Here is a 22863-nt window from a genome sequence, read left to right as displayed (position 1 = left end):
TCATCGCGTCCACGCCCCCGGAGAGCTCGCCGTGCCGCCCGATTCGATCGGCGCCAAGGTCACCCCGGACGCCGACGAGATCCTGAAGGCCGTCCGGCCCACGGCTAGTTGACCGCGTCCACCTCGTCCTCGGTCAACTCCACGTCGTGCACCAGCGGTTCGCCGCCCACGAGTACATGACCGGCACGGGCCGTGTACGAGGGTGCCGTGGCCGCCAGGAGGTACGTCCCCGGGGCCGGCACCGAGACGATGTACGAGCCGTCGGCCAGTGACGTCACCCGGTCCAGTTGGCGCCCGCCCTTGGAGAGCAGCGTGACGACCGCCCCGTCGAGGGGTTCGCCCGCCGCGTCGCGGACGAAGCCGTGGACGGCCGTCGCTCCTCCACCCTGCGCGGGCACCGGCACCGGCTCCGTCTCCTCCGCCGGTTCCACCGCCAGGTGCGGCAGCCGCTTGTCGAGCCCGGCCGGCAGCCACCAGTTGGAGTTGCCGAGCAGATGCATCGCGGCCGGCACCAGCGCCGTACGGAGGATGAACGCGTCGAGCGCGACCGCCGCCGCGAGGCCGACGCCCGCCATCGCCGCCCCCGAGTCGCCGCTCAGGACGAAGGCCAGGAAGACGCAGACCATGATCAGGGCCGCGGAGTTGATGACCCGGCTGGTCTCCGCGAGACCGACCCGCACCGCCCGCGCGTTGTCCCTGGTGTGCACCCACTCCTCGTGCATCCGGCTCACCAGGAACACCTGGTAGTCCATCGACAGGCCGAAGAGCAGCGACAGCATGATGACGGGCAGGAAGGCGTTGATCGGCCCCTGTTTGCCGAGGCCCAGCAGGTCCAGGCCCCAGCCCCACTGGAAGACCGCGACGAGGACGCCGAAGGACGCGGCGGCCGCGATCAGGTTCATCACGGCGGCCGTCAGCGGCACCACCAGGGAGCGGAAGGCCACCATCAGAAGCAGGAAGCCCAGGCCGATGATGGTCGCGACGAAGAGCGGGAGACGGTCCCCCGTCACCGTGGAGAAGTCCTTGGAGATCGCCGTCACACCGCCCACGTGGGCCTGGGCGCCCGCGTCCGGGATCGCCTTGTCCCGCAGGGCGTCGATGAGCCGGTCCGTCTTCTCGGACTGCGGCGAGGTGGTCGGCACGACCTGGATGACCGTGACGCCCCCGGCGGGCGGCAGCGCGGCGACCCGGGCGACACCGTCGGTCGCGCGGATGTTCCGCACGAGCGCGTCCGTGTCACCGCCGGACGAGACCACCTGGAGCGGACCGTTGAAGCCGGGCCCGAAGCCCTCCGCGAGCAGGTCGTACGCCTTCCTCGTCGTCGTGGTCGCGTCGTCGTTGCCCTGGTCGGTGGCACCGAGCCGCAGCGACAGCACGGGCAGCGCGAGCACCGCCATGACGACCACGGCGATCGCGGCGATCGTGCGCGGACGCTTCTGCACACCCGCCGACCAGCGCGCGGCCGGACCGCTCGCGGACTCCGGCTCACGCCCTCCCTCGGCGGCCAGCTTGCGCCGCTGACGGCGGCTGAGCACCCGCGGGCCGAGGAAGCCGAGCAGCGCGGGCAGCAGCGTGACCGCCGCGAGCACGCTGAACACGACGGTCAGCGAGGTGCCGATGACCACGCCGTCCAGGAAGCGCAGGTTGGTCACGAGCATCCCGGCGAGCGCGATGCACACCGTGCCCCCCGCGAACAGCACCGCCCGCCCCGAGGTGTTGAGCGCCGTGACCGCCGACTCCTCGGGGTCCGCGCCACGCAGGATGCCGCGCCGGTGCCGGGTGACGATGAACAACGCGTAGTCGATGCCGACGCCGAGCCCGATCAGGGTGGCGAGCAGCGGGGCCAGGTCGGGCACGTCCGTGACATGGCTGACCAACTGGGTGGAGAACAGCCCGGTGCCCACGCCGAAGATCGCGATGCCGATCGGGAGCAGCATCGCGAAGAGCGAGCCGAAGGCGAGGAAGAGGACGACGGCAGCGGCCAGGATGCCGACCATCTCGGCGAGCCCGGTGGGCGGCTCCTGGACCCGCTGGATCGCCTGACCGCCCAGGTCCACGCGCAGACCGGCGCGTTCGGCGCCCTGCGCCGTGTCCACGACGCTCCGCACCAGTTCCTTGGGTACGGCGTTGGCCTGCTCGGCGAAGGTGACCTGGGCGTAGGCGATCCGCCCGTCCTCACTGATCTGCGCCGCGCCCTGCGCGCCCGTGTACGGGCTGGTGACACCGCCGACGCCCTTCATCCCGCCGATCTTCTCGAGCACCGGCTGGATGCGGGCGCGTACGGCCTGGTCCCGGACCGTGCCCGCGTCGACCTTCCACACCACCGTGTCGGTGTCGCCCGCGCGGTCCGGGAAGGCCTTCTCCATCAGGTCGTACGCACGCTTGGAATCCGTGTCGGGCAGGGAGAACACGTTCGCGTAGTCCGTGCCCGCGGTGGACGCCGCGGCCCCCAGTCCGAGCAGCGCCCCCACCCACAACAACAGGACCACCAGCCGGTGCCGATAGCACCACCGTGCCAATGTCGCCACGCTCAACGCTCCTTAGTCGGTCGGTCGGTCCCCCAGGTCCTGGAAGAACCATCGACCGGCGTGCTCGCACGATGAACGACCCGGCCATGACTCTCAAGGAACTCCAAGGCGGGAGCCGCCCGCCGGCGGGCGGCGCGTGCGGATACTGGGGGCATGACCGCTCATGAGGGTGCCACCGTCCTCGTCGTCGAGGACGAGCCGAGCATCGCGGACGTCCTCGCCATCGCCCTGCGCTACCACCGCTTCGAGGTCATGACCGCGGGCACCGTCCGCCGGGCGCTCACCCTCGCCGAGCGCACCCGGCCCGACGCGGCCCTGCTCGACGTGATGCTGCCGGACGGCGACGGCCGGGCCCTCGGCCGTGAACTGCGGATACGGCAGCCCGATCTGGCGGTCGTCTTCCTCACCGCCCGGGACGCGCCCGCGGAGATCGTGGGCGCGCTCGGCTTCGGCGACGACTACATCACCAAGCCGTTCAACATCGACGAGGTCGTCGCCCGTATCACCGCCGTCCTGCGCCGCACCCGCCCCGCCGACGTCCTGCCGCAGCGCCCGCCGCTGCGCTACGGCGAACTGGAACTGGACGAGACGACGTACTCCGTGCACCGCGGCGACCGGACCGTGGAACTCACCCCGACCGAGTACGCGCTGCTGCGCTTCCTGGTGCGCAACGGTGGCCGGATCGTGCCCAAGGAGCAACTCCTGCGGCATGTGTGGCAGTACGAGCACTCGGCCGAGTCGACCGTCGTGGAGACCTACATCAGCTATCTGCGGCGCAAGCTCGAACCCCTCGGACCGCCGGTCATCCAGACCCGGCGGGGTGTCGGGTACGGGCTCGCATGAAGGTCCCGGATCGCATCCTCGCGGCCCGGGTGGGCATCCGGCGTCCCCGCCGCCACCACGGGATCCACTCACTGCGCGGCAAGCTGACGCTCGCCAACGTGGCGCTGCTCGCCCTGGGCATCATCGTGTCGACCGCCGTCAGCCTGATGGGCATGCGGCACTACCTGATCGACCAGGTCGACACGGAACTGGTCAAGACGCGGGACTCGCTTACCGGTTCACAGCTCACGCTGCACCAGATCGACTCGCTGACCGCGCTGTCCTTCGTCCGCAACCACCTGACCCCGCGCGCGGACGGCTCCCCGCAGCCGGACTCGATCTTCGCGGCGGTGGACGGCCGGGGGCGGCCGCTGAGCATCGGCGGGTTCAAGCCGACCGGCACCCAGCGCGCGCTGGTCGCCGCGGTGGACGACCCGCGCGCCCTCGTCCGCGACAGCGCGCTGCACGACATCACCGTGCACGGCGCCGCCTACCGGGCGACCGGGGCCCGGCTGGCCGACGGCACCTACGTGCTGCTCGCCACCTCCACCGACGCGCTGCAGAAGGGCATAGCCAAGGCCCTGCGGCTCGATCTCGCCGTGGGGACCATGCTGCTGACGCTGCTCGCGGTGCTGACCATGCTCAGCGTGAGCCGTCGGCTGCGGCCGCTGGAGGACATGGTGGAGACCTCGTCGGCGATCGCCGAAGGTGACCTGACGCGGCGCGTGCCCTCCAGCCATCATCCGACCCAGGAGGTCGAACAGCTGCGGCTCGCCCTCAACTCCATGCTCCAGCAGGTGGAGGCCGCCTACCGGACGCGTGAGCGCAGCGCCGCCCAGCTGCGGCGGTTCGTCGGGGACGCCTCGCACGAGCTGCGCACCCCGCTGTCCGCGATCCGCGGCTACCTCCAGCTGTACGACAAGGGGATGCTGAGCGAGCCGGCCGAGCGGCGCCGGGCCTGGGACCGGATGAACGCCGAGGCCGACCGGATGGGGCGGCTGGTGGACGAGCTGCTCACCCTGGCCCGCCTCGACCAGCGGCCCGAGCTGCGGTTCAGGAACGTCGACCTGAGCCGGCTCGTACGGGACGCCGCCGAGGATCTGCGCGCCCAGCAGCCGGGGCGGCCGGTGACGGTGGGCGCGGACGGCACCCTGCTGGTGCGCGCCGACGAGTCGGGGCTGCGGCAGGTGCTGGGCAACCTGGTGGCCAACGTCCGTACCCACACGCCCGCCGAGGTGCCGGTGCGGCTCGGTCTGGAGCGCGCCGACGGGGTCGTACGGCTGTGTGTCGCGGACCAGGGTCCGGGGCTCGCCGAGGACGACGCGGCCCGCATCTTCGACCGGTTCTTCCGGGCGGGCGGCGGTGTGGGCAGCGGACTGGGGATGGCGATCGTGCAGGGGGTGGTGACGGCTCACGGGGGTGATGTGGCGGTGCGGACGGCGCCGGGCGAGGGGCTCGCGGTGACCGTGACACTGCCCGCGCGCTGACCTGCTTGAACATATGCGGTGGTGCCCTTGAACATAAGCAGACCTGGGGCATTGAACACGGTCCGCCGTGGTGCCGTACAGAGAAGCAGGTGGCCCGGCCTGTAGGGCCTGGTCCGCCGCGCCATCACCGGGCTTCGCACGGAAGGACCTTCGGGTGTCGTTCAACACGAGCTCTCGACAGCTGCCGGACACGGACGAGACGTCCGACGAGGCGCGCCCGCGGGAAGCCCGGACGCCGGACGCGCCCGCCGAGCCGCAGACCCCGGAGACCGCCGCCCGCGCGACGACCGGCGGCCCCGCCGAGGCCGCCGGACCCACCGAAGCCGACGTGCCCGGCGACTCCTCCACGGCCACCGGATCCGCCGCCCGCCCGGGGGCCGCCGAACCCACCGAGCCCACCGAGCCCACCGAGCCCACCGAGCCCACCGAGGAGTCTCCCGAGCCCGCGAAGGGCACCGCGTCCACCGGCTCCCCCGGGCTCGCCGCGCCCACCGAGGCGGACGAACCCACCGACTCCTCCGATGTCGCCGAGACCGCCGCACCCGACTCCCAGGAGCCCGCCGCGGCCGCCGAACCCGCGGAATCCACCAGGGCCGCGAAAGCCACCGAACCCGCGGAATCCAACGGGGCCGCGAAGCCCGCCGAACCCACGGAAACCACCGGGGCCACAGAGCCCACCACAGCCGCCGAACCCGCCCAACCCACGGAAACCACCGGGGCCGCGAAAGCCACCGAACCCGCGGAATCCAACGGGGCCGCGAAGCCCGCCGAACCCACGGAAACCACCGGGGCCACAGAGCCCGCCGCGGCCGCCGAACCCGCTGTGCCCGCCCAACCCACGGAAACCACCGGGGCCGCGGAGCCCGCAGGACCCGCCGTGCCCGGAGACGACGTGGCCGCCGGCCCGGCGCCGGTCAAAGGGCGGTGGCGGGGGTGGCGGGCGAAGCACCCCGTCGCCGCGCGGGCCCTGACCTGGACCACCACCGGGCTCGCCGCCGTGCTCGTGCTGTTCGCGCTGCTCATGCCGAACAGCAGCGCCGGTTTCCGGCCCGGCGAGTTCGTGCGCATCCCGGTGGAAGCCGTCTTCGGCGCGGCCGTGCTGATCGTCCTGCCCCGCAGGCCCCGGGTGGTCGTGGCGGCGGCCGGCGGCCTGCTCCTGGGCGTGCTGACCATCCTGAACCTCCTCGACATCGGCTTCAACGAGTACCTGGGGCGGGGGTTCAACCTCGTCCTCGACTGGTCGCTGTTCGCCGACGCGCGTGCCTATCTCCAGGACACGCTGGGCAAGCAGGCCACGCTCGGTATCGTCGTGGCCCTCGTGCTGTTCGTGATCGTCCTGCTCGCCGTCATGTCGCTCGCGGTCGTCCGGCTCGCCGGCCTGATGTCCCGGCACACCGCGACCGCCACCCGCTCGACCCTGGTGCTCGGCACCGTCTGGATCGCCTGCGCGGCGCTCGGCGTGCAGGTCACCGGCGTGCCCGTCGCCTCCGACCGCACGGCCAAGTCCGTGGCGGACCGCACCGAGCGGGTGCAGGCGACCCTGCGGGACGAGGCGGCGTTCGCCAAGTTCGCCAAGAAGGACGCCTTCGGCAACACCCCGCCGGACCAGCTCCTGACGGACCTGCGCGGCAAGGACATGATGATCACCTTCATCGAGAGCTACGGCCGCAGCGCGATCGAGGACCCGGTCATGGCGCCGGGGGTGGACGCGACCCTCACGGCCGAGAACCAGAAGCTCGTCAAGGCCGGGTTCGCGGCGAAGAGCGGCTGGCTGACCTCCGCGACGTACGGCGGAAGCAGCTGGCTCGGCCACTCCACGTTCCTGTCCGGCCTGTGGATCAGCAACCAGCAGCGGTACCGCACGGTCACCGCCGGCGACCACCTGACCCTCACCAAGGCGTTCAAGAAGTCGGGCGGCTGGGACACGGTGGGCGTCATGCCGGGCGTCCAGAAGGCCTGGCCCGAGTCCAAGTTCTACGGCCTCGACAAGGTCTACGACTCCCACAAACTCGAGTACAAGGGCCCGAAGTTCAGCTGGTCGACGATGCCCGACCAGTACGCCCTGACCGCGTTCGAACGCCTGGTGCACGGCAAGAAGCACGACAAGCCGCTGATGTCGGAGATCATCCTGACCTCCAGCCACCAGCCCTGGGCGCCGATCCCCAAGCTGGTCCCGCAGGACCAGGTCGGCGACGGCTCGATCTACGACTCGATCGAGAAGGCCGGCAAGAAGCCCGCCGACATCATCACCGACTCCACCAAGTCGAAGCAGGAGTACGGCAAGTCCATCCAGTACTCGGTGTCGAGCCTGATCGACTACCTGGTCGAGTACGGCAACGAGAACACCGTGCTGATCTTCCTCGGCGACCACCAGCCCATCGCCCGGGTCAGCGGCAACCACGCCAGCCGTGACGTCCCGGTCTCGATCGTCGCCAAGGACCCGAAGGTCCTGGACAAGATCGCCGACTGGGGGTGGACGGACGGTCTGCAGCCCGAGCACAACGCCCCGGTCTGGAAGATGAGCTCCTTCCGCGACCGCTTCATGACGGCGTACGGCTCGACGCCGGCACCGTGAGTCACCCGGCCCCCTGAGTCACCCGGGGCCGGAACGCCGTCGCTCAGGCCTGCCGGGAGGCCAGCTCCACGATGGTGATGTCCGACGGCGCGCCCACCCGGGTCGGCGGCCCCCAGGCTCCCGCGCCCCGGGAGACGTACAACTGCGTGTCGCCGTACCGCTCGAGGCCCGCGACGGTGGGGTTGGCGAGTTCGGCGACGTAGTTCCCGGGCCAGAGCTGGCCCCCGTGGGTGTGCCCGGAGAGCTGGAGGTCGACACCGTGGCGTACGGCGTCGTGGATCTGCACCGGCTGGTGCGCGAGCAGCACCACGGCCCGCGCGGTGTCCCTGCCGTCCAGTGCCCTGCCGAAGTCGGGGCCCTGTCCCTCGCTCTCACCCGCCACGTCGTTGACCCCGGCGAGGTCGAATCCGGCCAGTTCCGTCCGCGCGTTCTCCAGCGGACGCAGCCCCAGTTCGCGTACTTCCGCGACCCACTGCGCGGCGCCCGAGTAGTACTCGTGGTTGCCGGTGACGAAGTACGAGCCGTGCCGTGCCCGCAGCCCGGCGAGCGGCGCGGCGGCCGGTCCCAGGTTCTTCACGCTGCCGTCGACCAGGTCCCCCACCACGGCGATCAGGTCGGGCTGCGTCGAGTTGATCGTGTCGACGACGCGCCGGCAGAAGTCCCGGCCGAGGACCGGCCCGAGGTGGATGTCACTGACGACGGCGATCCGGAAGCCGTGTGCGGACCGGGGCAGTCTGGCCAGCGGTACGGTCACCCGCTTCACGCGGGGCCCGCGCAGGACGCCGTAGGTGCCGTATCCGACGGTTCCCACGGCGACGGCGGCGGCGGTCCCGCCGACGGCCCGGGACACGAAGAGCCGCCGAGACGGGGCGTCGGGCTGTCCGGGCGCGGCGGCCGGCGCGGCGGCGCCGGTCTCGCCCGCAGCGGCCGGGACGACCGGCTCCGTGGCCGGGCGGAGAGGCGCTGCGGGTCCCGTCGCGGCCCCCACAGCGACGGGCGACGGCTCCGGCCCGTCGGCGGTCCGCCGCCGCGCGAGCCGCGTCACCAGGGGCCGTACGGCCTCTCCCGCCACGACCGCGAGCAGCAGGTAGAGGGCCAGCGCCATCCACAGGAAGCCGGGCCAGGCCAGCGTCCGCTGGAGCCAGAAGGGGGCGCCCCCGCGTTCCGCGGCGACCGCGCCGACCATGAGCACGGGGCCGGCGACGAAGACCACGGTGCCCGCGCGGCGCGCGAGCCCCGGACCGTTCGTCGTCTCGCGCACCAGACGGCGCCAGAGGTACCGGTGCAGGCCCGCGAACGCGGTCAGGGCCGCCAGGCCCACCAGCAGGAAGACGATGACCACGACCCCGGGTCTCCCGTCGCTATGAGGTCTGTCGCAAGGCGCGCAGGCCACGGAACCCGATGGCCCCGACGACCGTCCCCAGGACAAAGGAGACTACGGCGAGCGTCAGATGGACCCAGAAGTACGCCGTCGGATCCCCCGCGTCGTCGAACGCGAGCCCGCTGCCGTCCTTCCACAGGTTCTTGACGAAAGTGATCCAGATGACCCAGCTCCACACCCCGAAGGCGAGCAGGAACCAGGAGACGGGGCGGCTGAGCTTCATGGGTCCAGTATCGCCGCCATCGGCCGTCACCCGTCGCCGGGGTGGGCAGGGTGAGAGGACTTCACCGCCGGAGCCATGTACTTTCTCGACCGTGCCCGCCATCAAGAAGACCATCAAGCGATCGTTGTTGGTCACATCCGCCACCCTGTTGTCCCTTTCGCTGACAGCCGCTCCGGTCATGGCCGCCGGCAAGCCGTCACCGTCACCGACGCCGAGCGCCACTCCCCCGGCGGACATGTCGACGGTGGGCGGCGCACGGCTCGGTCTGCCCGGGACCCAGGCAGACCTGGGCAGCGGCGCCCCCGTACTGCCGAAGGACGTCACCGCGCGCTCCTGGATCGTCTCCGACGCCGAGTCAGGGGAGGTACTGGCCGCGCACAACGCGCACTGGCGGCTGCCCCCGGCGAGCACCCTCAAGATGCTCTTCGCCGACACGCTGCTGCCGAAGTTCCCCCGGACCGAGCGGCACAAGGTCGCCGTCACCGACCTCGCGGACCTCGGCGCGGGCTCCAGCCTGGTGGGGATAAAGGAGAACGAGACCTACACGGTGCACGACCTGTGGCTCGGGGTGTTCCTGCGCTCGGGCAACGACGCCGTGCACGTGCTGTCCGCGATGAACGGCGGCGTCGCGCCGACGGTCAAGGCGATGCAGACGCACGCCGACGATCTGCAGGCCCTGGACACGCATGTGGTCACCCCCGACGGCTACGACGAGAAGGGCCAGGTGTCCTCGGCGTACGACCTGACGCTGTTCGCCCGCTCCGGGCTGCAGAAGAAGGACTTCCGGGAGTACTGCTCGACGGTGCGGGCGAAGTTCCCCGGTGAGACGAAGAAGGACAAGAAGGGCAAGATGAGCCGTGAGTCCTTCGAGATCCAGAACACCAACCGGCTGCTGACCGGCGACAGCGACATCTCCACGTACCAGGGCATCGCCGGCGTGAAGAACGGCAACACCACCAACGCGGGGGCGACCTTCACCGGTGTCGCCGAGCGGAACGGCAAAGTGCTGCTGGTCACCGTGATGAACCCGGAGAAGCACGAGCACAACGAGGTCTACAGGGAGGCCGCGCAGCTGCTCGACTGGGGCTTCAAGGCGGCGGACAAGATCACGCCGGTGGGTGAGCTGGTACCGCCGAGGAGCTCGGACACCAGTACGCAGGCCGGCTCGGACCCGTCGGGCGGCCCCTCCGCCACCGCGTCCGCCGCGTCCGGCACGGGCAAGGGGTCGACGGCTCCGGTGGCCGCCTCCGCGGGGGCCAAGGACGGTTCGAGCGGGGCCGGGATCGCGCTGGCCGTCGCCGGCGGTCTCCTCCTGCTGCTGGCCGGCAGTGCCTTCCTGGTCAACCGCCGCTGGCCGCTGCCGGACCTGATGCGCCGGCGCCGCTGATCTCACCGGACCCGGGGCCGCCCGGCGCGTCGGCCCCGGGCGCCGGGTCCCCGGGCTCCGGGTCCTCGCGCTCCGGGTCCTCGGGTTCCGGTTCCTCGTGCTCCGTCGCCGTCCAGGACGCGCAGAACAGCAGCAGTTTCGCGGTGAAGTTGATCCACAGGAGCAGCGCGACGGGCACCCCGAACGCGCCGTACATGCTCTTCGACGCGATGCCCCTCATATAACTGCTGAGCAGCAGCTTGAGCAGTTCGAAGCCCGCGGCGCCGATGAGGGCGGCGACGACGAGCCGGCGGCGCGACGGCTGGACGCCCGGCAGCAGGGTCAGCAGGTACAGGAGCAGCAGGAAGTCGGCGAGCACGGCGACCGCGAACGCCGCGGCGTGCAACAGCCCCCCGCCCCAGCCGTTCTGGTCGACGCCGAACAGCCGGGCGGTCCAGCCGACCGTCGTGGAGGCGGCGGCGGAGGCGCCGATGGTGACGAGCACCGCGCCGCCGAGCCCCACGAGGACGCCACCGTCCACGAGCTTGCGCAGCAGCGGGTTCTCCTCACTGTCCGGAAGCTCCCAGACCGCGCGCAGACAGTCCCGCATCTGACCCACCCAGCCGATGCCGGTCAGCAGGAGAACGGCGCCCGCGATGACACCGATCGTGCCCGCGTTCTGCACCAGCGTGTTGATGTCCAGTTGGTCGGAGATCCCCGGCACCTGCTCGGCGATCTTGTCCTGGAGCTGCTTCTGCTGACGGACGCTGAGCGTGGCGGCGCCGACCGCGGCGGCGACGGTCAGCAGCGGGAAGAGCGCCACGAAACTGACGAAGGTCATCGCGGCGGCGAGCCGCGTCCACTTCACCCGGTCCAGCCGCTCGTACGACCGCCATGCGTGCGTCGCCATCAGACGGGTGACCAAAGGGCCCACGCCCGGGAGCTTTCTCAGCCAGTCCATGATCCGAATCTGCCCTCGCCTCGGAAAACCAATGTCCGGGTACCCCGAAATCGCGGGACGGTGGCGAACGCCATGCCGGTCCCGTGCCGGAGACGGTGTCGGCGCACCCCGAGGTGAACCCGACGGCGAGCAGGCCGAGGTCGGCGAAGCCGAGAAGTTCCCGAAGTTCCCGGCTGAGCGGCCGGGGTGCCGCGGTGCGCTGGGCGGGACTCACCAGTCCACGATCGCGAGGGCGTACATCGTGAGCCACACCAGGGCGATCAGGGCGAGCGGCCGGTCCCGCAGGACGACGTCCTCAGGTTCACCGGCGGTGCCCCGGTCGGCGAAGACCGCGTACCGCAGGACGGCCAGGATGAAGGCGACCATCGACAGCTGGCGCCAGGGCAGCACACCGGTGCTGGGCACGCCGCTGTCCTCCAGGGCCCACAGGCAGTAGCCGAGGACGGAGACCCCGGCCGCGAGCTGCCAGACGAAGCGCAGGTAGCCGGTGGTGTACTCGGTGAGCAGCGCGCGGGTGACCCCCGCCTTCCCGGCCATCTGGACGGCCTCGGAGTACCGTTTCGCCGACACCATGAACAGCGCGCCGAAGCCCGTGGTGATCAGGAACCAGCGCGAGAGCGGGATGCCGAGGGCGAGGCCCCCGATCATCGCCCGCATCAGGAATCCGGTCGTCACGACGACGAGGTCCACGACCAGGACGTGCTTGAGGCTGACGCAGTAGGCGAGTTGCATGCCGAGGTAGGCGGTCAGCAGTGCCGCGGTGACCGGGGAGGACAGCCAGGCGGCGAGGGCGGGAGCGAGGACGGCGAGGACGCCGCCGGCCGTGTAGGCGACCCGTACCGGGACCTGGCCCGCGGCGACCGGGCGGTGGCGTTTGACCGGGTGGGCGCGGTCGGCGACGGCGTCCCGGGCGTCGTTGATCAGGTACACGGCGGCGGCGCAGGCCGTGAACAGGACGAGGACGAGGGCGAGTCGGGTCAGCGCGTACCAGGAGAAGAGCTGGCCCGCGGCCGCCGGAGCCGCCGCCACCAGCAGATTCTTCACCCACTGCCGAGGCCGGGCGGTCTTCAGCAGGCCGAGCGCGAGGCTGCGGGTGCGGGCGGGCACGGGCGGGGTGCCGCGGTGCTCCAGGAGCACCGTGCGCTCAGCCATGGCCGGTCTCCGTCCCCTGGACCCCCAGCCAGGCCGTCAGGGCTCCGAGGACCACGCCCGCGACGACGTCGGAGGGGTAGTGGACGCCGACCACCAGCCGCGAGACGCACATGGCGGCGGCGAGCGGCACCACCACCCGGGCACCGAGCCCTCCGAAGACGACCGCGGCGGCCGTCGCCGAGGTCGCGTGCGAGCTGGGGAACGAGTGACGCCCGGCCGTACGGACCAGGGGTGCCGGATGCGCGGGGCGCGGACGGCGCACGATCCGCTTCAGGGCCATGCTGGCGAGGTGGGCGGTACCGGTGAGCGCGGTGCCGCGCATCCACGCGCCGCGTCGCCCCCGGTCGACGGCCGCACCCGTGAGCCCGGCCGCCAGCCACAGCGCCGCGTGCTCCCCGCTCCAGGACAGGGCGCGCGCGACCGCCGCCACCCGTGGATCCGTGCCGCACGCCTGGAATGCCGACAGCAGCCGGCGGTCCATGTCGTCCAGGTCGTCCATGTGATCCCACTCTTCTAGAGAGTGACCACAGAATTACGGCAATCTGTGATGACATCTCATTAATCACCCATTTCGGTGAGGAGCGGTTGGCACCCGTGAGAGCGGGGTGTTATGCCCCTTTTTCGGCGATACGGTCACGGTCATGCCTGCCGACACCGCCTCCGACGCCGGCTCCGACACCGGCCCCCCTCCCCCTCCCGCCCCCCGGCGCGTATCCGTCCCCGTCACGGCCGAGACCGTCACCGTGACGGGCTGGGGCCGCACCGCCCCCACCGCCGCGCGGCTCGCGCGCCCGCGCAGCCACGCGGAGGCGGCGGCCGCGGTCCGGATGTGCGGGGCGCGCGGCGGCATCGCGCGGGGGCTCGGCCGGGCGTACGGCGATGCCGCACAGAACGCGGGCGGGGCCGTGCTCGACATGACGGGCCTGGACCGCGTCCACACAGTCGACGCCGTCTGCGGCACCGTGCTGTGCGACGCCGGGGTGAGCCTGCACCGGCTGATGGAGGTCCTGCTCCCGCTCGGCTGGTTCGTACCGGTCACGCCCGGCACCCGCTATGTGACGGTCGGCGGGGCTATCGGCGCGGACATCCACGGCAAGAACCACCACGGCGCGGGCTCGTTCTCCCGCCATGTGCTCTCCTTCGAGCTGCTGACGGCGGACGGCGGGATCCGCACCGTGGAACGCGGCAGCGCCCTCTTCGACGCCACCACCGGCGGGATGGGCCTGACCGGCGTGATCCTGTCGGCGACCGTCCGGCTCCTGCCCGTGGAGACCTCGCTGATGTCCGTCGACACCGAACGCGCGACGGACCTGGACGACCTGATGGCCCGCCTCACCGCCGCCGACCACCGCTACCGCTACTCGGTCGCCTGGATCGACCTGCTCGCGCGCGGCCGGTCGACGGGACGCGCGGTGCTGACGCGGGGCGAGCACGCACCCCTCGACACCCTGCCCGCCCGCGCGCGCCGACAGCCCCTCGCCTTCCGCCCCGGACGGATTCCGGCCGCGCCCGCCTTGGTGCCGCGGGCACTGCTCGGCCGGACCACGGTCGGCCTCTTCAACGAGCTCTGGTACCGCAGGGCGCCCCGCGCGCGCACCGGTGAACTGCAGACGATCCCGGCCTTCTTCCACCCGCTCGACGGGGTGCCGCACTGGAACCGGATCTACGGGCGCGCCGGTTTCGTTCAGTACCAGTTCGTCGTCGGACACGGCCGGGAGGAGACCCTGCGCCGGATCGTGCGGCGCGTCTCGGAGCGCGGCTGTCCCTCCTTCCTCGCCGTCCTCAAACGCTTCGGAACGGCCGACCCCGGCTGGCTGTCCTTCCCGATGCCCGGCTGGACCCTCGCCCTGGACATCCCGGCGGACCTGCCCGGCCTCGGCACCTTTCTCGACGAACTGGACGAGGAGGTGGCCGGGGCGGACGGGCGCGTCTACCTCGCCAAGGACGCACGGCTGCGGCCCGAACTGCTCGGCCTGATGTACCCGCGGCTGGCCGAGTTCCGGCGGCTGCGCGCGGAGTTGGACCCCGGCGGCGTGTTCACCTCGGACCTGTCCCGCCGGCTCGGACTCTGAGCAACGGCACGTCGCCCCACGCCCCACCCACTAGGAGCTGACATGAAGGACGCCTTCGGTGCCCCCCAGTCCCTGCTGATCCTCGGCGGCACGTCCGAGATCGCGCTCGCCACCGCACGCCGTCTGATCGCGCGCCGCACCCACACGGTGTGGCTCGCGGGACGGCCCTCGGCGGCCCTGGAACAGGACGCCGAGCACCTGCGCGGACTCGGCGCCGACGTCCGTACCGTCGCCTTCGACGCACTCGACTGCGAGTCCCACGAGGCGGTGCTCGGCAAGGTCTTCGCCGAGGGCGACCTCGACATGGTGCTGCTCGCCTTCGGGGTCCTCGGCGACCAGGCGCGCGACGAGCGGGAGCCGCTGGCCGCGGCACGGATCGCGCAGACCAACTACACGGGCGCGGTGTCCGCCGCACTGGTGTGCGCCCGCTCCCTCCAGACGCAGGGGCACGGCTCGCTGGTGGTGCTCTCCTCGGTCGCGGGCGAGCGGGCCCGCCGCTCCAACTTCATCTACGGGTCCAGCAAGGCGGGCCTGGACGCCTTCACCCAGGGCCTGGGCGACGCGCTCTACGGCACCGGCGTACACGTGATGGTCGTACGCCCCGGCTTCGTCCGCACGAAGATGACGGCCGGCCTCGACGACGTCCCCCTGTCGACCACTCCGGAGGCGGTCGCGACGGCCATCGAGGTGGGGCTGCGCCGGCGCTCGGAGACGGTGTGGGTGCCGGGGGCGCTGCGTCCGGTGATGTCGGCGCTGCGGCACCTGCCGCGAGCGGTGTTCCGGCGGCTGCCGATCTGACCGCGCCCTAGGCCGTCAGCGTGGTGTCCTGGTCCGCGGGCGCGCAGGCCTGCGGCGGGACGACAGCACCGCCGAACGCGTACTCGCGCAGCTTGCGCCAGACGCTGTCGGTGCCCTGCTCGTAGAGGGCGAAGCCGGTGCACGGCCACTGGGCCTCGTACCCGGCGAGCTCCTCGTAGGCCCGGTCCATGGCCGCGTCGTCGATGGCGTGCGCCACGGTGACGTGCGGGTGGTACGGGAAGTGGAGTTCGCGGGCCACCGGCCCCGAGGCGTCCCTGACCTGCTTCTGCAGCCAGGTGCAGGCCTCGGCGCCCTCCACCACCCGGACGTAGACGACGGGCGACAGCGGCCGGAAGGTGCCCGTGCCGCGCAGTCGCATCGGGAAGGGGCGCCCGGCGGCCGCGACCTCCAGGAGGTGCGTCTCGACCGCCGGCAGCGCCGAGGCGTCCACCTCCGTCGGAGGCAGCAGGGTGACGTGTGTGGGAATGCCACAAGCCGCGGGGTCGCCGAAGCCCGCGCGCCGCTCCTGGAGCAGGCTGCCGTGAGGCTCCGGGACCGCGATCGACACTCCGATCGTTACGGTCCCCACGTCGTCTCCTGTCGTTGTGTCGATGTCCGGTGTTCCCGCACGCAGGAACGACTACCGGTATCGGGTCCTGTCGACTGTACGGCGATAGGGCCCGATACCGGCCGTCGTACCGGTGTTGCTCTCGTCTCGTACGGACTGTCGAACGGTGTCGCGCGGGCGCTCTCAGTGCTTGGCGGGCAGGAAACCCACCCGCTCGTACGCCTGCGCGAGCGTCTCCCCGGCGACCGCGCGGGCCTTCTCGGCCCCCTTGGCCAGGATCGAGTCGAGCGTCTCCGGGTCGTCCAGATACTGCTGGGTGCGCTCCCGGAACGGCGTCACGAAATCGACCATGACCTCGGCGAGGTCCGTCTTCAGCGCACCGTAGCCCTTGCCCGCGTACTTCTCCTCGAGTTCCGTGACACCGGTCGAGGTGAGGGTCGAGTAGATGGTCAGCAGATTGCTGACACCCGGCTTCAGCTCGGTGTCGTACCTGATGACGGTGTCCGTGTCGGTGACCGCGCTCTTGACCTTCTTGGCGGTCGCCTTGGGGTCGTCGAGGAGGTTGATGAGGCCCTTGGGCGTGGAGGCCGACTTGCTCATCTTGATCGACGGGTCCTGAAGATCGAAGATCTTCGCCGTCTCCTTGAGGATGTACGGCTTCGGGACCGTGAAGGTCTCGCCGAAGCGGCCGTTGAAACGCTCGGCGAGATCGCGGGTCAGCTCGATGTGCTGACGCTGGTCCTCACCCACCGGGACCTCGTTGGCCTGGTACAGCAGGATGTCCGCGACCTGGAGGATCGGGTACGTGAAGAGGCCGACGGAGGCGCGGTCGGAACCCTGCCGGGCGGACTTGTCCTTGAACTGGGTCATGCGGGACGCCTCGCCGAAACCGGTGAGGCAGTTCATGATCCAGGCCAGCTGGGCGTGCTCGGGGACGTGGCTCTGGACGAAGAGCGTGCACCGCTCCGGGTCGAGGCCCGCGGCCAGCAGCTGGGCGGTGGCGAGCCGGGTGTTGGCGCGCAGGTCCGCCGGCTCCTGCGGAACGGTGATCGCGTGCAGGTCGACGACCATGTAGAACGCGTCGTGGGACTCCTGCAGGGCCACCCACTGGCGCACGGCGCCGAGGTAGTTGCCGAGGTGGAACGAGCCTGCCGTGGGCTGGATTCCGGAGAGCACGCGGGGACGATCAGAGGCCATGCCCACCATTCTCTCAGGTGTCGGCGCCCGGTCCGGAACTGGCGCGAAACAGACGTGGCACGGATGGGAACCGATCGGCCTTCGGCGGTGTAGCAAGAGTGTGAGGACGCGGGAGGGGGGCCGCATCGTCGTCGACGAGGCCGTGGTGATCGCACGCGTACGCGCCGGGGAGCCGGAGGCGTACGCGGAGCTGGTCCGCGCCCACACGGGCATCGCGATCAGGGCGGCCCGCGCGCTCGGGGCGGGTGCGGACGCGGAGGACGTGGTGCAACAGGCCTTCCTCAAGGCGTACTGCGCGCTGGGGCGATTCCGGGACGGCGCGGCGTTCAAGCCGTGGCTGCTCTCGATCGTCGCCAATGAGACGAGGAACACAGTGCGCACGGCGGCGCGGCAGCGGACCCTGGCCGGCCGCGAGGCGGCGTTCGCCGAAGCGGACCCGCTGATACCGGAATCGGTGGACCCGGCGGCCGCCGTGCTGGGGGCGGAGCGCCGGGCGGCCCTGCTGGCGGCCCTCGATCAGCTGAGCGAGGAGCACCGGCTCGTCGTGACGTACCGCTATCTCCTGGAGATGGACGAGCCGGAGACGGCCCAGGCGCTGGGCTGGCCCCGGGGCACCGTGAAGTCGCGCTTGAACCGCGCCCTGCGCAAGCTCGGCCGACTGCTGCCGGGCCTCACGCCGGGCGAGCCCCGGGAAGGGGGTGACGCGCATGACTGAGCCGTACGGGGACCAGGGCTCGGTGCCCCCCGGTGAGCGGGAGCGAGCCGCCCGCGAGGGCGCCCCGCGGCTCGCGGCGGAGTTGCGCGCGCTCGGGCGATCGCTCGACGGGCCGGGCTGGGCCGGGGACGAGTCGATGGCCGAGCGGGTGCTGGAGCGGATACTCGCCGAGCGGATCCCGGTCCCGGTGGCCGTCCGGCCGGGGCCCGGTGAGCGCGTGCGCGCGGTGGGTCGGTGGGTGCGGATGAGGGGGCGGGTGCTGGCCGCGGGCCTGTGCGGCCTGCTGACGGTGCTCGTGCTCACACCTCCGGTACGCGCCGCGGTCGTCGACTGGTTCGGCTTCGGCGGGGTCGAGGTGCGGTACGACCCGTCGGCGGTGCCCTCACCCGGGGCCGAGGTGCCGGGCTGCGGCCCGTCGCTCACCCTGGCCGAGGCGGGCCGGCAGGCGGGGTTCGCGCCGCTCGTGCCCGGCGCCCTCGGGGTGCCGGACGCGGTGACGGTGACTCGGGAGCCGAAGGTGCGGTTCCTGACGACCCTGTGCTGGCGCGAGCACGGACGCACGATCCGGCTGGACGAGTATCCGGCCGGCCTCGACATCGGCTTCGCGAAGACGGTGCGGGAGCCGCCGGAGTGGGTGTCGCTGGGCGCGGACGGGAGCGGAGGCGCGGACGCGGGCTTCGGTGATCCGGCGTTGTGGTTCCCCCGGCCGCATCTGCTCAGCTTCTGGCTGATCGGCACGTCCGGCGACCGCTTCACCCGCTCGGAGCGGACCGCGGGGCCCACGCTGCTCTGGACGCGCGGGGGCGAGGTGACCCTCCGTCTGGAGGGCGTGGCGTCGAAGGCCCGCGCGGTGGAGATCGCGCGGTCGCTGGAACGGCGGAAGTAGGCGGGCCGGGAGTGGGAACCCCGGCGGGTCGAGCGGTGTACCAGAAGTGACACACGGCGTGCGGGGCCGCGGCGGCCCCGCTGCCGCGGGGGGCCTGTGAGGCCGGCCGCGGCGGCCGGATGCGGGGCTCGGGGCTCGGGGCTCGGGGCTCGGGGCTCGGGGCTCGGGGCTCGGGGCTCGGGCGGCAGGAGACACCCCGGCGGGCGAGGACGGTGGGTGAAGTACCAGGAGCGGCGGCCGGGCGGGCGAATCGGCTCGGGGCCGGGGAAGGGATGAGGGGGCGGTTCGGGCCTACGAGGGTCGGGGGGAACGGATGAGGTGGCAGGTCCTGCGTACGGGCAGCCGAGGGGGCCGGACGGGCGGGCCGGCCCCTCGGGCGGGATCACGGAACAGACGGAACAGGGGGGCGGAGCGCCGGGGGGACGGCGGGACGGAATGCGGGGCCCCGACGAGGGAGCGTCGCCGCGACGACGGCGCGGGGTGCGGGGGCGAGCGGGCGGAGTGGTCGCGATGGCGGGGTGGGCGTACGCGGTGGTGGCTGCCGCTCCTGCTGTCGCTGGTGGCCACGCTCGGCGCCTCGCCGGCTCGGGCCTCGGCTCCCGGCGCGATGGCCGCGCGGGCCGACACACCGGACATGGCCCTGGTCGTCGCCGGAGGCACCGGGCACACCACTCTCCTGCGCTCCGGGGACCGGGACTTCGCTCTGCTCTGGCGCCTGCTCGCACCCCGGTTCACCGGGACGGAGAGAGTGCCCGGCACATGGGCGGCAGGCGACTATCCGCCGGTGCGCGCCACCGTGATCTGGGGGATGACGGGCGTCGGAGGCTGGCCGCAGACGAGCCGGGCACCCGGCGGGGACGTCGCCATCGAGCGTGAGGACCAGGTGTTCCTGGCGCCGGACGGCACTCCCTGGGTGCGGTCGGATCCCTCGCCGGACGTGGCGGACGACGACATCCGCTGGCACCGGGCGCCCCGCTCGGTGTTCGACCGGCTGGCGGAGCGCGGGGGTCCGTTCGGTCCGGGGACCCCGGAGGTGCCCGCGTCGGCGCGGGCCGCCGGTCCGGGCGTGTCCGCGAAGTGGGCGGTGACCGGACTGGCGGTGGGCCTGCTGGGCGGCGCGGGCGGCACCCTTCTGATACGCCGCGCGGCGGCCCGGCGTGACGTCGCCGGACCGCCGCGGGAACCACGACAGGAGCTGATCGACCTGTAGGACAGGCTGAGCCCGGCCCCAGGGGAGGGTCAGCCGAGGTCGATCTCCGGGTACAGCGGGAAGGGGGCCAGCAGATCGGTCGCACGGTGCGAGATCTCGTCGGAGATCTTCGGGTCCAGGACGTGCTGGGCCTTGGACGGGCTGCCCTTGGCGGTGGTGCCGGGCTCGGCGACGGTGAGGACGCGGTCGATCAGGCCGGCGATCTCGTCCATCTCGGCCGTCCCCAGACCACGGGTGGTCAGGGCGGGCGTGCCGATGCGGATGCCCGAGGTGTACCAGGCGCCGTTGGGGTCGGCGGGAATGGCGTTGCGGTTGGTGACGATGCCCGAGTCGAGCAGCGCGGACTCGGCCTGGCGGCCGGTGAGGCCGTAGGAGGAGGCGACGTCGATCAGGTTCAGATGGTTGTCGGTGCCGCCGGTGACGAGGGTGGCGCCGCGGCGCATCAGACCCTCGGCGAGGGCACGGGCGTTGTCGACGACGGCCTGGGCGTAGTCGCGGAACTCGGGGCGGCGGGCCTCGGCGAGCGCGACGGCCTTGGCCGCCATGACGTGCGGGAGCGGGCCGCCGAGGACCATCGGGCAGCCGCGGTCGACCTGTTCGGCGAGGGACTCGTCGCACAGGACCATGCCGCCGCGCGGGCCGCGCAGCGACTTGTGGGTGGTGGTGGTGACGATCTGGGCGTGCGGGACCGGGTCGAAGTCGCCGGTGAGGACCTTGCCGGCGACGAGACCGGCGAAGTGCGCCATGTCGACCATCAGCGTCGCGCCGACCTCGTCGGCGATCTCCCGCATGATCCGGAAGTTCACCAGGCGGGGGTAGGCGGAGTATCCGGCGACGAGGATCATCGGCTTGAACTCGCGGGCGGACACGCGCAGGGCCTCGTAGTCGATGAGGCCGGTGGCGGGGTCGGTGCCGTAGGAGCGCTGGTCGAACATCTTGCCGGAGATGTTCGGGCGGAAGCCGTGGGTGAGGTGACCGCCGGCGTCCAGGGACATGCCGAGCATGCGCTGGTTGCCGAAGGCCTGGCGCAGTTCGGCCCAGTCGGCCTCGGAGAGGTCGTTGACGTTGCGGACGCCGGCCTTGGCGAGGGCCGGGGCCTCGACGCGGTCGGCGAGGACGGCCCAGAAGGCGACGAGGTTGGCGTCGATGCCGGAGTGCGGCTGCGCGTAGGCGTGCTCGGCGCCGAAGAGTTCGCGGGCGTGCTCGGCGGCGAGGGCCTCGACGGTGTCGACGTTGCGGCAGCCGGCGTAGAAGCGGCGGCCGACGGTGCCCTCGGCGTACTTGTCGCTGAACCAGTTGCCCATGGCCAGCAGCGTGGCCGGGGAGGCGTAGTTCTCGGACGCGATCAGCTTGAGCATGGCGCGCTGGTCGGCGACTTCCTGGCCGATGGCGTCCGCGACCCGGGGCTCCACGGCCCGGATCACGTCGAGGGCGCTGCGGAAGGCGGTGGACTCGGTGGACAGGGGCTGGGACATGACGGCCTCCGGACGTGGCGTTCGGCGTTCACGGGTCGGCCCAGGCGCACGGCACACGGTTCACGGAGCCGCTCCCCGATGGTCGGTCCCATCCCAGCGCGCCAGTCACGGCTCCGCCGGTCACCCTACCGGGCACGCCGGATCACGGGCCACGCGACGCCGGGGGCGCGCGCTCGCCGCCGGCGCCCCGGGCGAGCGACGATGGGAGGAAGCCCTGGTGCCGCAGGAGACGGAGACTCCGTGACCCTCACCGAACGGCTCATCGCCGCCGCCGACGCGCACGGCGCGCCCACCTACCGTCCGCTGCCGGTCGTCGTGGCGACGGCGGACGGCGCCTGGATGACGGACGTCGAGGGCCGGCGCTATCTCGACCTGCTGGCCGGCTACTCGGCGCTGAACTTCGGACACGGCCACCGGCGGCTGATCGACGCGGCCAAGGCGCAGCTGGAGCGGGTGACCCTGACGTCCCGGGCGTTCCACCACGACCGGTTCGCCGCCTTCTGCGCGGAGCTGGCGGAGCTGTGCGGCATGGAGATGGTGCTGCCGATGAACACGGGCGCCGAGGCGGTGGAGACGGCCCTGAAGACGGCCCGGAAGTGGGGGTACCGCGTCAAGGGCGTTCCCGACGGCCGGGCGAGGATCGTGGTGGCGGCCGACAACTTCCACGGCCGCACGACGACCGTCGTCGGCTTCTCCACGGACCCGGCGGCGCGGGCGGACTTCGGTCCGTTCACGCCCGGCTTCGACATCGTGCCGTACGGGGACGCGGGCGCGCTGCGGGCGGCGCTCACCGAGGAGACGGTCGCCGTGCTCCTGGAACCGATCCAGGGCGAGGCGGGGGTGGTGGTGCCCCCGGACGGCTATCTCACCGAGGTGCGGGCCCTGACACGGGAGTGGAACGCGCTGTTCGTCGCGGACGAGATCCAGTCGGGTCTGGGCCGGACCGGGAAGACCTTCGCGTGCGAGCACGAGGGTGTGGTGCCGGACGTGTACGTGCTGGGCAAGGCGCTCGGTGGCGGGGTCGTGCCGGTGTCGGCGGTGGTGTCGAGCGGTGAGGTGCTCGGCGTGTTCCGGCCCGGCGAGCACGGGTCCACGTTCGGCGGGAATCCACTGGCCTGCGCGGTGGCCCTGGAGGTGATCGCGATGCTGCGGACGGGCGAGTACCAGGGGCGGGCGGCGGAGCTGGGGGCTCATCTGCACCGGGAGCTGGGGCTGCTGGCCGGCACGGGCCGGGTGACCGGGGTCCGCGGGCGCGGGCTGTGGGCGGGAGTGGACATCGCCCCGGCGTACGGGACGGGCCGTGAGGTCTCCGAGCAGCTCATGGACCGGGGCGTCCTGGTCAAGGACACCCACGGGGCGACGATCCGGATCGCCCCGCCACTGGTGATCGGCAAGGACGACCTGGACTGGGGGCTGGCCCAGCTGCGTGGCGTGCTGGGTGTCTGAG

General features: G+C 72.3%; 19 protein-coding genes and 1 riboswitch. Of the genes, 10 read left to right on the top strand and 9 right to left on the bottom strand.

The window, feature by feature from the left end; all coding sequences use genetic code 11:
* Positions 1-104: 104 nt before the first annotated feature.
* Positions 105-2519 (bottom strand): MMPL family transporter, encoded by a 2415-nt coding sequence (locus ACFVTC_RS27995; RefSeq protein ID WP_390131344.1) that lies wholly within the window; start codon positions 2517-2519, stop codon positions 105-107.
* 162 nt (positions 2520-2681) lie between these two features.
* Between ACFVTC_RS27995 and ACFVTC_RS27990 the strand changes: the two genes are divergently transcribed.
* The 3 genes from ACFVTC_RS27990 to ACFVTC_RS27980 all read left to right on the top strand — a co-directional run bounded on the left by ACFVTC_RS27990 (position 2682) and on the right by ACFVTC_RS27980 (position 7412).
* The gene (locus tag ACFVTC_RS27990; RefSeq protein WP_168529836.1) at positions 2682-3371 is read left to right on the top strand and encodes a response regulator transcription factor; all 690 of its coding nucleotides are present in this window, start codon (positions 2682-2684) and stop codon (positions 3369-3371) included.
* A complete protein-coding gene (locus ACFVTC_RS27985) occupies positions 3368-4837 on the top strand; it encodes an ATP-binding protein (protein ID WP_390131273.1) in 1470 nt (489 codons plus the stop codon). The genes ACFVTC_RS27990 and ACFVTC_RS27985 overlap by 4 nt, the downstream gene beginning before the upstream one ends.
* Before the next feature lie 154 nt (positions 4838-4991).
* Positions 4992-7412, top strand: a complete 2421-nt coding sequence (locus tag ACFVTC_RS27980) for a sulfatase-like hydrolase/transferase (RefSeq protein ID WP_390131272.1) — start codon at positions 4992-4994, stop codon at positions 7410-7412.
* A gap of 43 nt (positions 7413-7455) precedes the next feature.
* Here the strand turns inward: ACFVTC_RS27980 and ACFVTC_RS27975 are convergent, their stop codons facing one another.
* Positions 7456-8754: a metallophosphoesterase gene (locus tag ACFVTC_RS27975; RefSeq protein WP_390131271.1), complete on the bottom strand. Its 1299-nt coding sequence runs from the start codon at positions 8752-8754 to the stop codon at positions 7456-7458.
* A gap of 19 nt (positions 8755-8773) precedes the next feature.
* On the bottom strand, positions 8774-9016 hold the full coding sequence (locus ACFVTC_RS27970) for an SCO4848 family membrane protein (protein ID WP_168529830.1): 243 nt from the start codon (positions 9014-9016) through the stop codon (positions 8774-8776).
* Between the two features lie 91 nt (positions 9017-9107).
* Here ACFVTC_RS27970 and ACFVTC_RS27965 point away from each other — a divergent pair, with 91 nt between their 5' ends.
* The gene (locus ACFVTC_RS27965) at positions 9108-10403 is read left to right on the top strand and encodes a D-alanyl-D-alanine carboxypeptidase family protein (RefSeq protein WP_390131270.1); all 1296 of its coding nucleotides are present in this window, start codon (positions 9108-9110) and stop codon (positions 10401-10403) included.
* Here ACFVTC_RS27965 and ACFVTC_RS27960 read toward each other — a convergent pair.
* From ACFVTC_RS27960 to ACFVTC_RS27950, 3 genes are all read right to left on the bottom strand, one after another.
* Entirely contained in the window at positions 10357-11343 is a 987-nt protein-coding gene (locus tag ACFVTC_RS27960) for a YihY/virulence factor BrkB family protein (RefSeq protein WP_390131269.1), read from the bottom strand. The two genes, ACFVTC_RS27965 and ACFVTC_RS27960, sit on opposite strands and share 47 nt — an antisense overlap.
* A 210-nt stretch (positions 11344-11553) precedes the next feature.
* The gene (locus tag ACFVTC_RS27955; protein WP_390131268.1) at positions 11554-12495 is read right to left on the bottom strand and encodes a decaprenyl-phosphate phosphoribosyltransferase; all 942 of its coding nucleotides are present in this window, start codon (positions 12493-12495) and stop codon (positions 11554-11556) included.
* Positions 12488-12994: a phosphatase PAP2 family protein gene (locus ACFVTC_RS27950; protein ID WP_390131267.1), complete on the bottom strand. Its 507-nt coding sequence runs from the start codon at positions 12992-12994 to the stop codon at positions 12488-12490. Before ACFVTC_RS27950 ends, ACFVTC_RS27955 begins: the two co-directional genes overlap by 8 nt.
* A 142-nt stretch (positions 12995-13136) precedes the next feature.
* Between ACFVTC_RS27950 and ACFVTC_RS27945 the strand changes: the two genes are divergently transcribed.
* Together ACFVTC_RS27945 and ACFVTC_RS27940 are read left to right on the top strand one after the other, a co-directional pair.
* A complete protein-coding gene (locus ACFVTC_RS27945) occupies positions 13137-14567 on the top strand; it encodes an FAD-binding protein (RefSeq protein ID WP_390131266.1) in 1431 nt (476 codons plus the stop codon).
* A 42-nt stretch (positions 14568-14609) separates the two neighbouring features.
* Positions 14610-15365 carry a decaprenylphospho-beta-D-erythro-pentofuranosid-2-ulose 2-reductase gene (locus tag ACFVTC_RS27940; protein WP_390131265.1) on the top strand — a complete coding sequence of 252 codons (756 nt, stop codon included), beginning with the start codon at positions 14610-14612 and terminating at the stop codon, positions 15363-15365.
* Between the two features lie 7 nt (positions 15366-15372).
* On the opposite strand, the gene ACFVTC_RS27935 is transcribed toward ACFVTC_RS27940, so the two are convergent.
* On the bottom strand, positions 15373-15954 hold the full coding sequence (locus tag ACFVTC_RS27935; protein WP_390131264.1) for a 2'-5' RNA ligase family protein: 582 nt from the start codon (positions 15952-15954) through the stop codon (positions 15373-15375).
* 162 nt (positions 15955-16116) lie between these two features.
* Positions 16117-17130, bottom strand: coding sequence for a tryptophan--tRNA ligase (trpS, locus tag ACFVTC_RS27930; protein WP_390131263.1), 1014 nt, complete (start codon positions 17128-17130; stop codon positions 16117-16119).
* Between the two features lie 145 nt (positions 17131-17275).
* Between trpS and ACFVTC_RS27925 the strand changes: the two genes are divergently transcribed.
* The 3 genes from ACFVTC_RS27925 (at position 17276) to ACFVTC_RS27915 (ending at position 19941) form a co-directional block, all read left to right on the top strand.
* Positions 17276-17845 (top strand): RNA polymerase sigma factor, encoded by a 570-nt coding sequence (locus ACFVTC_RS27925; protein ID WP_390131343.1) that lies wholly within the window; start codon positions 17276-17278, stop codon positions 17843-17845.
* Positions 17838-18731: a hypothetical protein gene (locus tag ACFVTC_RS27920; protein WP_390131262.1), complete on the top strand. Its 894-nt coding sequence runs from the start codon at positions 17838-17840 to the stop codon at positions 18729-18731. The genes ACFVTC_RS27925 and ACFVTC_RS27920 overlap by 8 nt, the downstream gene beginning before the upstream one ends.
* 607 nt (positions 18732-19338) lie before the next feature.
* Positions 19339-19941, top strand: a complete 603-nt coding sequence (locus ACFVTC_RS27915; RefSeq protein WP_390131342.1) for a hypothetical protein — start codon at positions 19339-19341, stop codon at positions 19939-19941.
* Between the two features lie 29 nt (positions 19942-19970).
* On the opposite strand, the gene ACFVTC_RS27910 is transcribed toward ACFVTC_RS27915, so the two are convergent.
* Positions 19971-21416, bottom strand: a complete 1446-nt coding sequence (locus tag ACFVTC_RS27910; protein ID WP_390131261.1) for a glycine hydroxymethyltransferase — start codon at positions 21414-21416, stop codon at positions 19971-19973.
* A 31-nt stretch (positions 21417-21447) separates the two neighbouring features.
* Positions 21448-21535, bottom strand: a riboswitch (ZMP/ZTP riboswitch).
* Positions 21536-21617: 82 nt separating this feature from the next.
* On the opposite strand from ACFVTC_RS27910, the gene rocD reads away from it, so the two are divergent.
* Positions 21618-22862 carry an ornithine--oxo-acid transaminase gene (rocD, locus tag ACFVTC_RS27905; RefSeq protein WP_390131260.1) on the top strand — a complete coding sequence of 415 codons (1245 nt, stop codon included), beginning with the start codon at positions 21618-21620 and terminating at the stop codon, positions 22860-22862.
* Position 22863: the final 1 nt, after the last annotated feature.

It is taken from the genome of Streptomyces sp. NPDC057950, from assembly GCF_042887295.1.
GTDB lineage: Bacteria > Actinomycetota > Actinomycetes > Streptomycetales > Streptomycetaceae > Streptomyces > Streptomyces kaempferi.
This window is presented reverse-complemented; position numbering and strand designations above follow the sequence as displayed.